The sequence below is a fragment of the Paenibacillus sp. SEL1 genome (genome assembly GCF_054602535.1).
In genome coordinates this window covers 4,527,975-4,541,163 of sequence record NZ_CM137723.1, presented here as the reverse complement: position 1 = coordinate 4,541,163, position 13,189 = coordinate 4,527,975, and the positions used below count along the sequence as shown (strand labels likewise).

The window sequence follows — 13,189 nt, the reverse complement described above, 5'->3', positions numbered from 1 at the left end:
GAATTTAAAAACTACCTATCGTGCCACTCCGCAGACGGATGGTACTTTCTTGTACAGCACCATTCCGCCTACTCCGTTTTCATGTAAGTTTGTGAACCCGTTCTGATTAACAATTTCTACTTTTTTAGGATTCTTAACTTTAGAATATGTAGCCTATATTATAATGTTTCAAATTCAAAGCCCCCTGTCATACCATGCATTACATCACAAGTGAGCCAATCTAATGCATTTTTACTCAATAACTTCATAACAATTTCTTGTATCTTTACAGATATGTCTCCTGTTAGACAAGATGCTAATTGAATAGATGCAGTGCTCCGATCTTCAACGTAAAAACGATGCAAACCCGTTTGATAAATTCTCTCCACTCTTGCCAAATGAACAGTGCCAGTTAGAACATACATAGCATAGCCTGGCTTAATAAGATAAGCCTCGCTCGTTTCATAATCAAGTTCTTCCTCTTCCCATACATGAACAATCACAATCTTCTCAAGCACAGCAATGTCTGACATGTCCTTTTCCTCTTTTCTAAAAAAATTTATTTGACCGGATCAAAACTTAATCTAACAACCAAGCAAGTATAATAATCAATTCGTTTGTGAAAAATAGATTTCTAGTAGATATTATCGTTTAATATTTATCGTTATACGATAACTCCTATAATGAATATACACCCCTAAACGTTTATCGTCAAATGATTATTTCATAATGCTTACTAACAGGGTAAAATACTTGATAAGAGGTGATTATCTTTGGCGATAAATATAAAGTTAGAGGAAACATTGGGCAAAGCAGGAATCACAAAAAATGCCTTGGCTCGTGAAGCAAAAGTTCGACCGAACTTAATCTACGATATGTGCGATGGTAAGACAAAACGCATAGATCTGGAAACATTAAGTCACATTCTCGACACATTAGAAGATCTTACAGGTCAGAGACATAACCTGAGCGATGTTCTGGAATATATCCCACGCAACGCAAAAAACGATCTCTCTTCTGTCTAATGGAGAGAGATCGTTTTTATGGTCTACGTAATAGAGATAACTGCTTATAGCAATAAGTAAATATAATATACCGCAGCTTTTTAAGTATATTTCTGACCTTTTCGGACAGTGTCCTAAAGGAAGCAACAAACTCATAGCAGGCGGCGGTTTTACCGTGCCTGTTCCGGCTGGTGGATAATGATTTTCTCGATACACTCGATAGCTTAGGGTAAATAAAAGCCTCTCTTCCAAAGCGGCCGCTGTTGTTATCAGATGAAAAGCGTGGTTGATCACGCTCATGACTATCCTACAGCTTTTCAGCGTATAGGCTCGTAATTTTCTTGCACATCAATGAGAAGGACTGTACTTCATCTTCTGTTAATGCTTCTTCCATTAAATTCATGATTTCATTTCCGAAATCCTCAACACGGTTAAGAAACGCTTTTCCCTCACTAGTAAGTACAATATTATAAGAGCGGCGGTCATTGAGTTGCCTTTCCTGATTTATATACTTTTTCTCCAACAGACGTTTCGTCAATTTAGAAATACCCGATTGTGAAATACCTTTCATTTCAGCGAGTTCTTTTGTTGTTTTAGGACCTTGCTTATTCAAAGTATCCAGTATATAGTATTGTGCCGTTGATACACCTTCTACGCTGAACCGGTTAGAGTAAGCTAAAATCATACATTGAAAAGGAACATAACTATCTTCTAAATCTTTTGTTGGCATTGCTTTTCCTCCTATGTGCGCTCAATATATTCTTTCAGGTAACTTCCTGTAAGTGAATCTCTGCATTTAACTAAATCTTCCGTTAACCCCGTAAATATGATTTCACCACCATTTTGCCCGGCAAAAGGACCTAAGTCGATAATCCAATCAGATTGACAAATAATATCAAAATTATGTTCGATTACAATAAGGGTTGAATTTTGTTCCACTAGGCGATTCATTACACCAATTAACTGTTTTATATCCGCCATATGCAGGCCAGTTGAAGGTTCATCCAGAACATAAATTTGCCCGTCATTTTCAAGCTCGGAAGCAAGCTTTATCCTCTGTAATTCCCCGCCTGATAAAGTGTTTAGTGGTTGTCCCAAAGGAATATAAGTGATTCCAACATCTGAAAGCATTTTTAATCCCCTGCTAATTTCTTCTTCCTGAAAAAAGTCCAAAGCTTCGGCTACAGTCATTTTAAGGACTTCACTAATATTTTTGCCTCTTAGCTTGTATTGGAGCACTTCATCGGTAAAACGATCCCCTTGGCATTCCTCGCACACGGTAACAATTGTATCCATAAAAGCTAAGTCTGTGTATGTAACACCCAAGCCTTTACAAACAGGACAAGCCCCTTGCGAATTAAAGCTGAACAGGGAGGCACTAACACCGTTCTTTTTTGCAAATAACTTTCTGATCCTATCAAAGATCCCCATAAAGGTGGCTATATTTGAACGTTTTGACGCTTGTATCCCTTTTTGATCGATGAATATAGTTTCAGGAAAAAATTGAGGTAATACTTGATTGATAAGCGTACTTTTTCCTGAACCAGCGACACCAGTTACAACGGTCATTACTCCTTTGGGTATTTGAACCGAAATATTTTTCAAATTATGTAATGTTGCATTTTCGATGGAAAGCCAGCCTTTTGGGGTGCGTGTATTGAGTTTAAACTCAGGCTGGTGTGACAAATATTTCCCAGTCAGTGTACCCGATTCCTTTAATCCTTGTAAGTCGCCCTGATATACAATTTCACCACCATAAATTCCCGCACCCGGTCCCATGTCGATTACATGGTCTGCAATCTTTATCAGATCGGGGTCATGTTCCACGATAAGCACGGTGTTGCCTTTGTCTCGCAAAAGTTTCATAAGGTCATTTATTTTGCTTATATCATGGGGATGTAGCCCTATGCTTGGCTCATCGAAAATATAAGTAAGGTCAGTCAGACTACTTCCCAGTTGACAAACCATTTTGATTCTTTGCGACTCCCCACCTGAAAGAGTAGGTGTTTCTCTATTTAAACTTAAATAGCCTAATCCAATCGATACCATCTGCCGCAGCCGATTGACTAACTCTGAAACGATTGTGGTGGTCATCGGAGTATGAATGGCCTCAATAAACTCTAAAAGTTCACTCACCTGCATTTCAGTGCATTCAGCGATATTTTTCCCATTCACTTTACAAGATAGGACCTTGTCACTCAGGCGTGTCCCGTTGCAGTGTGAACAAGTCTGTTTGGTAACAAAACGTTCAATTTGTTTACTGTATCTTATCTTTTCTCCTTCTTCTTTTTTTAGAAAACTCCGCTCAATGCGCGGAATCAGCCCCTCATACAACGAGGTTTTGTGCCATTCAGGTGAGGGTTTTTTCACTTTTATACCATCAGCGTAAAGAAGCATTTCCAACTCGGTTTCGGAATAATCCTTAATTTTTTTGTCATTGTCAAAAAAACCCGAATGAATATAGCGTGTTAATCGCCAACCCCCAGGTTCAAAGGTGGGAAAACAGACTGCGCCCTCGTTTAAGGATTTGTTTTTATCTAACAGTCGTTCGATATCAACTGTTTCAACCTTTCCCAAACCTTGACATTGGCTGCACATACCCGCCAGATTATTGAATGAGAACACATCAGAGTACCCTACAAACGGAGTTCCGATTCGTGAAAATAACAGTCGCAATAGAGAATAAATATCTGTAACTGTCCCTACTGTTGACCTTGCGTTACCACCTAACCGTTTTTGATTGATAATAAAAGCGACTGATAAATTTTCAATTGTATCCACATCTGGTTTTCCATAATGCGGCATACGGTGACGAATAAAACTTGTGTAGGTTTCATTTAATTGCCGTTGTGATTCTGCCGCTATTGTATCGAATACCAAAGATGATTTCCCTGAGCCGGATACACCTGTAAAAACGGTAATTTCTTTTTTGGAGATCACCACATCTATATTTTTTAGATTTCGTTCCCTCGCTCCTAATACCCGTATACAATTGTCGCTCATTTCATTTACCTTCTTTACAATATAGTTGATTAGGTTGATAGTTGATATGCTCAACTATATTTTATCATTATTTTTATGAATGGCAATGTTGAACTTAGTCAGCAGACACGAAAATCACCAGTAACCAAAGGGCCGATAGTCATAAAAAAAGACGCCGCTATTATGCCGACGTCTTTTTCGAACTATTTATTTAAAGTTTACTTATTCATTCAAGGCTTTTTTCAAAGCCTCCAGATTGTTTTTCATCACACCAAGGTAATCCAGGTTCTTCTGTTTGTCTTCATCTGTCAATCCTTCGAGCGGATTCAGTACATCGGTTTTTGAACCGATTTCAGTAGCTACGGTCTCAGCGACCTTCGGATCAACAAGAGTTTCGAAGAAAATCGTTTTAACATTATTTTCTTTGGCAAATTTGATAATACCCGCCAGCTTGTCCGGTGTAGGCTCTTGCTCTGGAGATAAACCGGCAATGGGTACTTGGGTTAGACCGTATTGCTTAGCCAAATAGCTAAAAGCAGCATGCTGCGTAATAAAGTCTTTACGTTTTACATCTTTCAGACCCGTTTTGAACTCGGTATCCAGTTCTTTCAGCTTAGCGATATAAGCATCGGCGTTTTTCTCATAATCAGCTTTGTTTGCCGAATCGGCTTTTACAAGCCCTGCTTCTATAGCTTCTACTTCTTTTTGAGCTAAGACTGGATCAAGCCATACATGAGGGTCCAGCACATGATCGTGATCATGGCCTTCCTCTGCGTGTGCTTCTTCTCCTTCTTCCTCCTCAGCAGTCCCTTCCATCAGGTTCAACCCTTTGCTCGCTTCAACTACAACACGCTTATCGTTGGACGCGCTGCTCAAAGCCTGTTCTGCCCAACCTTCGACAATACCGTTATACACAAATACGTCAGCATCCTTAACCTGTGCCATATCTTTGGCGCTCGGTTCCCAGTCATGCGGTTCAGCACCAGCAGGAATCAACGCGGTTACGTTAGCATGGTCTCCAGCAACTTGCTTCGTGAATTCATACATTGGATAAAAAGTGGTGACTACATTCAGCTTCTTACCACTGTTTGCTGTTTGTGCCGCATTCGGCTCGGTTTGGGAAGCATTTGTAGCTGCATTATCCGATTTGGCTCCGCAGCCAGACAAAATAAGTGCTAGTCCCGCAGACAATACAAATGATTTTTTGAACCATGTATTCATATTCATAACTCCTTATGTGTTAGATTTTTTGGTAAATTCTCACTGTAATTACACTCACTGGCCTGTCGCATTCTTCCGTCGGGAAGCCTGTTGCTTGCCCAGCTTACGGACCAGCTTTTGAATACCAGCTCCTACAATCAGGAATAATAACAGCACCATGGCAATCGTCCCCCCTGGGGGAGTACTGAGTTCATATGATGCCGTTAAACCCATAAATACGCCGATCAATGCAGTGACCATAGATATCCAGATGGCTGCCGCGAAGCTCGGTGCAATTCGAATCGCCAGCGCTGCAGGGAGCACGATGAGTGAGGAGACAAGCAGCACACCGACAATCGGCATGGCTGCGGCTACAATCATCCCTGTTAAAATACTAAACGCAAATGAGATAGACTTGACAGGAAGACCATTAGTCTTTGCCGTTTCTTCATCAAAGGTAATCTGATACAAAGGGCGCCGGAACACGAAAAAGAAAATACCTCCGATGATAGCCACCACGATCATCAACATCAGCTCTGTCTGATTGACCGCTACGACCGAGCCGAACAAATAAGCGGAAAACCCTTTGTTGATGCTCTGATTCAGATTCATTAAAATAACAGCCGTCGATAGGCCACCTACCATTATAATAGCCACAGAAATCTCACTATACGTTTTATAAGACCTGCGAACGTATTCAACGATAATCGCGCCGATTACGGCAACAACAAATCCGGTTATCGTCGGGTTAATGCCTAAATAGGCACCCGCTGCCACCCCTGCCAGCGATACATGCGATAGCATGTCCGCCATGAGAGCCTGACGCCGCAGCATCAGGTATACTCCAAGCACCGAGGCCAGCAGTGCAATTACCCCACCGGCACAAAATGCCCGCTGCATGAAGTCGTAGTGCAGCATTTCCATCCGCCATCTTCCTTCCTTTCAAGCTCAATAATTCGATCCAGATAATGTTGTACTTCCGATAGTCCATGGGTCACCATGACCACAGTTCTTCCATATTCCTTAACCTGCTGATTCATCAGATCGTAGAAATGATGGCGGCTTTCTTGATCCATGCCGGTCGTGGGCTCATCCAAAATGAGCAAATCCGATTCCTGAGCGAGCGCTCTCGCCACACAAATGCGTTGCTTCTGTCCACCGGACAATTCGCCGATTTTACGGTGACGCAAATCCCACATGCCTACCTGACGCAACGCCTGCTCAGTCAGATCATGATCCTCAGACCGCATACGGCGTAACCAAGAGCCATGAGTATATCTTCCTGAACGGACAAATTCCAAAATCGTACTTGGAAATCCGCCATTGAAAGCAGCAATTTGTTGGGATACAAAGCCGACAACAAGCTTTTTGCCTTCACCTGTACGGTTAGACATAAACACCTTGCCCTTCCAAGGCTGAAGCAAGCCGAGTAATAGTTTGAGCATGGTTGATTTGGAAGCACCATTCGGTCCGGTAATAGCCACAAATTCTCCCGAAAAAATTTCAACATTGGCATCCACCAAGTTAGGAACATCTCCGTAGCCAAATGTGACCTGTTCCAATGAGGCCAATAACATGACGCAAATCTCCTTTTCCTTTAAAAAGCCTGGAGCCATCTGAGCGATCATCATTTGCACAGATTCTCCAGGTCGTTTATGATCATTAAACCATCTACCGTAATTATTACGATTTGGTAATAAAAAAATAAGCGTTTGATAAACGTAACCTTTACGCATTAGCAAGTTTAACAGTTTAGGCAAGGTTCGTCAATGTTTTGGCAACTCTTTTGTTTGTTTACTTCATTTTGTCCGGGTACAAGCCTACAGCCAAGGTTTTCAGTGCAATCGGTGCACGTACACCTTCAGCCGCCGCGGATAATGGCAGGACAATAAACCGTTTGTTTTTGATCGCTTCCACACCAGCCAGCGCAGGCTTGCTCAGGAGCAGCTTCTCTTTATCAGCCAGTGAAGTATCACCATAGTCGAGGATGACGATCACATCAGGGTTACGGTTCACAACCTCTTCCCAGCTTACCTCGGTAAAAATTTTGTCGATATCATCAAAAATATTTTTCGCCTTCACACTTTCAATCAAGGACGTTAGATAATTGTTGGCAGCCGTAAAGGGCTTGTCTTCTCCGCTGTCATAAACAAACACCTTGGGTGCCTGCTCAACAGTACCAATTTGAGTCTGAATGGACTTCACTTGTTCACGAATGTCATTTACCAGCTTTTCTGCACGCTCCTCAACCCTGAAAATACGCCCAATATTTAGTATATCCTGATATACATCTTCTAATATGGGACCCGGCTTGTTTGAGGACTCCTGTACATAGGTCAGCACCCCTTGTTTGGCTAGCTCCTCACGGGAACCCAGATTTTTATCATTAAAGGCACTCTTCCAGCCTGCATAGGCAAAATCCGGTGCAGCGGCCATAAACACCTCTTTGGACGGATATTGTTCGGCCAGTACCGGGATTTTGTCATATTGAGCCTTATATTTCGGTAAAATCTGATCATCCAAATACGCGGTTCCTACCATAGAGGATTCCAGTCCAAGAGCCAGCATAACCTCAGTCGCGTGCTGGTTCAGTGTAACCGCGCGTTTGGGCGCCTCGGGAAATGCCATTTTAACGCCCATGTTCTCAAGCTCTACCGACGTCATAGTAGTTGCCGTTTGCGATGCGGCAGGTTGCTGCCTGTTTGCCGATGGATCGCTTGTTTGATCCGTGTTTCCTGCTGCGCAGGCTGATAACAAAAGCATCATCGCCAAAGCGAGCATAACCAGCGGTAACGCGGGCTTGCCATATTCTTTCATATGTCCCGTCTCCTCTTTTAATTGTAGTTTATTAACCTCTCGTATCGCCTTTTCTGTTAACGTCATGGATGGCCTCCTCTCCTGAGAGAATCCGGTAAAAAGGTAATATTCGGCTTCCCGGTTTTTGGATGAATACAGATTTCTGTCTCCACCCCGAATACACTCCACAGCAGGTCTGGCTGAAGCACATCCTCCGTTATACCGGAAGCTACCACTTTGCCTTCTTTTAATACATACATTCGATCACAATAAAATGCAGCCAAATTCAAATCATGTAGTGCAGCTAGCGTAGTTATCCGAAGTGTTTTGACCAAATCCAGAATTTGCAGCTGATACCGGATGTCCAGATGATTTGTTGGCTCATCCAAAACAAGAAATTTCGCCTGCCCGGCCAAAGCTCTGGCGATTAATACCCGTTGCTTTTCTCCGCCAGACAAGGTGGCAAAGCCCTGATCCGCCTGAGCATTCATGCCTACCCTCTCCAGCGCCTGCTCGACCAATTCATGATCGGCAACAGTATCTGCTTCCAGCAGTTTCTTATGCGGATGGCGACCCATCAGGACGATGTCCCGTACTGAAAAATCAAACGTTTGCGGCGCATCCTGACTCACCACTGCCATTTGTCGGGCCGTTTCTTTATACTTCATCTGCAGCATATCTTGGCCATCCAACGTAACCAAACCACTGTCAGGCTTTAGCACACGATACATATTTTTGAGCAACGTCGATTTCCCGCTGCCATTCGGACCAATCAATCCGACCAGCTCCCCTGCTTTTACCTGGAGACAGATGCCGTCGATCAGCCGTTTATCGTGAATACTGAAGGTCACGCTTTCGACTTCTATATTCATTTTTCGCCTCCAAACGAGTAGGAACTACGACGCAACAGCCACACAAAAAAGGGTCCTCCGCACACAGCCGTCACAATACCAATCGGCAGCTCCTGTGGAGCCAGCACGAGCCGGGCACATACATCAGCCCACACGACAAAAATAGCTCCCGCCAACAGACTGACGGGCAGTACACGCCGATGATCTGATCCCACTATCAGCCTAACGATGTGCGGAATCATAAGCCCCACAAAGCCAATCGAGCCACTCACTGATACGACTGCCCCGGTTAAAAGAGACGCCACAACAACCAGTAATACGCGGAACGTCTGTACGTTCACACCTAGCGTTACTGCGGTTTCTTCACCCGTTAGCAAAGCATTCAGCGAACGGTATCGGGTCAGGAGGACTACCGTTCCAACGGCTACAATGAGGCTTGGAATGAAAAGCGTGTCCCATTGAGCACCTGCCAGACTTCCCATCATCCAATACATCGCGTCACGAATGCCTTTTTCATTCGGGGCCATCGTAACGATAAAGCTAGTCACAGCCGACAGCATCATGGACACCGCCACTCCTGCCAGCAATAAGCGGGTTGTCGATATGCTCCCAGCCACACGAGCCAACGCGAACACCATAAGCATTGCAGCTAACGAGCCTATAAAAGCAGATAAAGGCAGCGCAAGTCGTCCTAAAAATCCAAAAGCTCCGAACACAATTACCAACGTAGCTGTCACCGAAGCCCCAGACGAGACTCCTAAAATATAGGGGTCCGCTAACGAATTACGAATTAATGCCTGTATAGTCGCCCCTGTAACAGCAAGTCCTGCTCCTACGACAACACCTAGCAGCACGCGTGGAAAGCGGATTTCCCAAACGATATATTGCTCAGGCTTGGTCCATGTCACGGGTATCCACTGGTCCAGCCAGGGAAGATGAGACAGTGCAATTCGCCATATCGTCCCCGGTGCGAGAGCTACAGGACCGAGCATGACTGCGAGTGTCACCGAAAGCAACAGCCCAGCAGTCAGCAGCAGAATTGTTGTAAATCCCCAAGTAGGCTTGCCAGCTAGGTGTGCGCGAGAATTATGTTGTGATGGATTAGGTCTTGATGGATTAAAGTTGCTCGTTCTCGAAGTCATGAACTACTACTCAATGGCTTTTCAGCCGCTTCCAACTTTCTCAATTGTTCCTCGATCTCGGAAGCAGAGAAATTCTCACCCATGACAACCGCTACATCGTTCACTGGCTTTTGCGGGCGGATCGGAATGATTTCCAGCTCCCGATAGGCAAACTGAAACATCATCTGACCCTCTGATTCCAGAAACCGCACAATTCCTTTGGCCCGGTAAATTTCAGCTGGCAAACTGCGGAACAACTGTTCAAACTCGGAGCGTGGCACAGGTTGTCCAAAGAAATGCGTGTGAACCACTACATGGTCGTAGGAATGATAATGCTCCCCATGTTCGTGGTCATGGGCGTGGTCATGGGCGTGGTCATGGTGATCATGAGACTGATGGTCAACGTCCATACGCTCCTCTCCTTGAGTGGAGAAAAAAATACCCGCGTCCACGTCACTTCGTTGCGTGCTCACAGTCAGAGCATATGGATTTAACTCTTTTACGAGGGCCTGTACTTTCTGTAACTCGCCAACAGCCAATAAATCGGTCTTGTTAATAATCAGTTTGGAAGCGCACCGAAGCTGATCCTGCATCAAACGAAGCGACTTGCTTCTCTCGTTCCCCGAGGCAAAGTCCAGAAATTGACGCGCGTCTATGACCGTGATAACGGATTGTAATATCATAGAAGAATAGATGGAGGCGTCTGTCACTGCATCTACAATTTCCATCGGGTTAGCTACTCCAGTACATTCTACAATAATCACGTCCGGCTTATATTCTTCAGCAAGATTCATGAGCTCGACGCCCAAATCCCCGCGAATAGTACAGCATATACAACCACTGAGCATTTCCTTCATGGGTGCTTGGCCATTCACCAAACTGCCGTCCAGATTAACATCACCCAACTCATTCATCAAAATGGCTGGCTTGAGGCCCTTCTCCTTGTAGTAAGCCAGCGCATGCTGAAGAAGAGTGGTTTTACCGCTACCCAAAAAACCGGATAAAACAACTATCGGTATCATATAACCCCTCCTTGTCTTTACAACATTTAATATGGATCGTACCGTAAAAGTTTCCTTCTTGCAATCATTTATCGGATTTTAATCGTAATAATTACTAATAACAAACATAAATATATATGACCACTCTTTGAATTGTCAATATAGGAGGTGAGACAAGCACAATCCAGCGGGCATGATTGTCCCTCTACAGACATAGGATGTAGATAAGAACCCTTATTCCCAAGGAGACGTGGAATGAAAAACAGTACGCTGTTGAAGATGCTGCCTTTTATGATTCCGTTTGCCTTTCTCATCCCTGTGCTTGTCACGCTATCTCCCCAGTGGCTTCGTTTGTTGGATATGGGCCAGCTGCAACCGTTAAAAACGGTATTTATGGGTATTTTTCTGGAAGCTGTTCCGTTTCTCCTTATCGGTGTACTCGTCTCATCCCTTTTGCAGTGGCTTGTACCGGAGACATGGATTCGCAAAATAGCGCCTGCGCATCCTGTACCGGGTGTCCTGCTGGCCTCCTTACTAGGTATGCTGTTTCCCATCTGTGAATGCGGCATGATCCCTGTCGTTCGCCAATTAATGCTCAAGGGAATGCCTGCCTATATGGGTATCACTTTTATTTTAAGCGGGCCCATTATCAATCCCGTGGTACTGGCTGCGACGATGATGGCTTTCCCTTCCCATCCCGAGGTCACTGCCGTTCGAATGGGTTTGGCTTTTGCCGTCTCCGCGATCATCGGGCTGATCGTGTATGCCTTTGTGCGAGTGCATCCGCTCAAACGGTCGTTGCTCTCTTTTAACCAGCAAAAGCAGAACAATCAGACTCATCGGCATAGTCGCACATGGCGGGGCTTTTTTGTACATGCTGGTGACGAGTTTTTGGACATGAGTAAATATCTCACTATCGGCGCATTATTAACAGCCTGCATCCAAACCTTCATCCCACGTGATGAGATGCTTTCGTTAAGCAACGGAACGGTCGGATCATACGCCTTTATGATGGGTTTTGCCTACATACTGTCGCTATGTTCCACCTCCGATGCCTTTGTAGCCACTGCTTTTTCACACACCTTTACACTAGGTCCGCTGGCAGCCTTTCTTGTACTCGGTCCGATGTTAGACTTCAAAGGCACGCTCATGCTGCTCAGCACCTTCCGCACTAAATTTGTCGCCATCCTGGGCTTGCTCATTGTTTCACTCGTCCTCGTGGGTTCTATAGCTGCAGAATGGTTATTGGGGAGGTGAATACAACCGTGAATTCAACCTTTAGCATCCGCTGGCAATATGGTATGCGCTCCTTGCTCCTAACCGGATTGGCTGTGTACATTATCTCATTAAACCGTACGAATGCACTTCATTACTACCTAGCTCCCCATATGCAAAAGCTGCTCCTACTCTGTCCTGTACCACTCTTGTTCATCGCATTGGCGATGGCATGGCACGGAATCATCGGAGAGCGGGACGGTGAGGATGTATGTGATTGTGAGCATCCGTTGCCGCAAAGCTGGTTCAAAAAAACACTCGTATATGGAATGCTGCTCATCCCGCTCCTGTTCGGTTCTCTGCTGCCCAATCAGGCACTTGGTAGTGATATGGCCGCCAAAAAAGGCATGTCCTTCACGTATCCCAACCCGGATATCCGACGAAAAACAGATATACAGACCACGAAAGCATCCACCTCCTCCCTTTTATCAACTGCATCTTCTGTCCCAACTTCGCCCCCTCCAGAGGGAAAATGGAGTCAGGAAACGCTGGATAAGCTGTTCGTTCCGCCTGACAAGTACAATGTAGAATTCGCCGAGCTGGCGAAACGCCTGTATCAGCAACCTATCATACAGATCAAGCCGGAGATTTTCTCCGAAACTATTGGCGCCATTGAGTTATATAAACAAGCTTTTGAAGGAAAAAAAGTACAGGTGACTGGCTTTGTCTATAAAGACGACAACCTGCCGGGTAAAGGCCTATTTGCAGTAGGAAGATTCCTCGTCATGTGCTGTACTGCCGATGCCATGCCATTCGGGATCATCGTCCAATCCCAGAAGGCCCCGTCCTTTGACAAGGATACCTGGGTGACCATTGAAGGAACACTGCATGCCACACAAAAGGGCAACGTTCCGGTACTTGAAATTCGATCCGAAAAAATAACCGCTGTCGAGCAGCCAGAATCCCCTTATGTCTATACCCAAGCAGACTCGGTAGCTACCTTTGATCGCTTGAACACAGTACACTAAACCCACCAAGGA

General features: G+C 44.7%; 13 protein-coding genes. 3 read left to right on the top strand and 10 right to left on the bottom strand.

The window, feature by feature from the left end; translation table 11 throughout:
• Positions 1-158: 158 nt before the first annotated feature.
• Positions 159-512 (bottom strand): hypothetical protein, encoded by a 354-nt coding sequence (locus ACYCSE_RS21215; protein ID WP_039273330.1) that lies wholly within the window; start codon positions 510-512, stop codon positions 159-161.
• Between the two features lie 240 nt (positions 513-752).
• Between ACYCSE_RS21215 and ACYCSE_RS21210 the strand changes: the two genes are divergently transcribed.
• Positions 753-1,004 carry a helix-turn-helix domain-containing protein gene (locus ACYCSE_RS21210; protein WP_039273332.1) on the top strand — a complete coding sequence of 84 codons (252 nt, stop codon included), beginning with the start codon at positions 753-755 and terminating at the stop codon, positions 1,002-1,004.
• A 286-nt stretch (positions 1,005-1,290) separates the two neighbouring features.
• On the opposite strand, the gene ACYCSE_RS21205 is transcribed toward ACYCSE_RS21210, so the two are convergent.
• The 9 genes from ACYCSE_RS21205 to ACYCSE_RS21165 form a co-directional block, all read right to left on the bottom strand.
• A complete protein-coding gene (locus tag ACYCSE_RS21205; RefSeq protein WP_061831374.1) occupies positions 1,291-1,713 on the bottom strand; it encodes a MarR family winged helix-turn-helix transcriptional regulator in 423 nt (140 codons plus the stop codon).
• A gap of 11 nt (positions 1,714-1,724) precedes the next feature.
• On the bottom strand, positions 1,725-3,986 hold the full coding sequence (locus tag ACYCSE_RS21200; RefSeq protein WP_459699737.1) for an ATP-binding cassette domain-containing protein: 2,262 nt from the start codon (positions 3,984-3,986) through the stop codon (positions 1,725-1,727).
• Positions 3,987-4,187: 201 nt separating this feature from the next.
• Complete coding sequence (locus ACYCSE_RS21195; protein ID WP_459699735.1) at positions 4,188-5,186, bottom strand: metal ABC transporter substrate-binding protein; 999 nt, start codon at positions 5,184-5,186, stop codon at positions 4,188-4,190.
• Between the two features lie 54 nt (positions 5,187-5,240).
• Positions 5,241-6,089: a metal ABC transporter permease gene (locus ACYCSE_RS21190; RefSeq protein ID WP_430152535.1), complete on the bottom strand. Its 849-nt coding sequence runs from the start codon at positions 6,087-6,089 to the stop codon at positions 5,241-5,243.
• Complete coding sequence (locus ACYCSE_RS21185; RefSeq protein WP_025724201.1) at positions 6,035-6,742, bottom strand: metal ABC transporter ATP-binding protein; 708 nt, start codon at positions 6,740-6,742, stop codon at positions 6,035-6,037. Before ACYCSE_RS21185 ends, ACYCSE_RS21190 begins: the two co-directional genes overlap by 55 nt.
• Positions 6,743-6,959: 217 nt before the next feature.
• The gene (locus tag ACYCSE_RS21180) at positions 6,960-7,982 is read right to left on the bottom strand and encodes an ABC transporter substrate-binding protein (RefSeq protein WP_459702555.1); all 1,023 of its coding nucleotides are present in this window, start codon (positions 7,980-7,982) and stop codon (positions 6,960-6,962) included.
• Between the two features lie 62 nt (positions 7,983-8,044).
• Entirely contained in the window at positions 8,045-8,833 is a 789-nt protein-coding gene (locus ACYCSE_RS21175; RefSeq protein WP_061831370.1) for an ABC transporter ATP-binding protein, read from the bottom strand.
• On the bottom strand, positions 8,830-9,954 hold the full coding sequence (locus tag ACYCSE_RS21170) for a FecCD family ABC transporter permease (protein ID WP_459699732.1): 1,125 nt from the start codon (positions 9,952-9,954) through the stop codon (positions 8,830-8,832). The genes ACYCSE_RS21175 and ACYCSE_RS21170 overlap by 4 nt, the downstream gene beginning before the upstream one ends.
• Positions 9,951-10,955, bottom strand: coding sequence for a CobW family GTP-binding protein (locus tag ACYCSE_RS21165; RefSeq protein WP_459699730.1), 1,005 nt, complete (start codon positions 10,953-10,955; stop codon positions 9,951-9,953). Before ACYCSE_RS21165 ends, ACYCSE_RS21170 begins: the two co-directional genes overlap by 4 nt.
• 234 nt (positions 10,956-11,189) lie before the next feature.
• Between ACYCSE_RS21165 and ACYCSE_RS21160 the strand changes: the two genes are divergently transcribed.
• Together ACYCSE_RS21160 and ACYCSE_RS21155 are read left to right on the top strand one after the other, a co-directional pair.
• Positions 11,190-12,191, top strand: a complete 1,002-nt coding sequence (locus tag ACYCSE_RS21160) for a permease (protein WP_235308242.1) — start codon at positions 11,190-11,192, stop codon at positions 12,189-12,191.
• A gap of 8 nt (positions 12,192-12,199) precedes the next feature.
• Positions 12,200-13,177, top strand: coding sequence for a TIGR03943 family putative permease subunit (locus tag ACYCSE_RS21155; protein WP_459699728.1), 978 nt, complete (start codon positions 12,200-12,202; stop codon positions 13,175-13,177).
• The last annotated feature ends 12 nt before the right edge of the window (positions 13,178-13,189 follow it).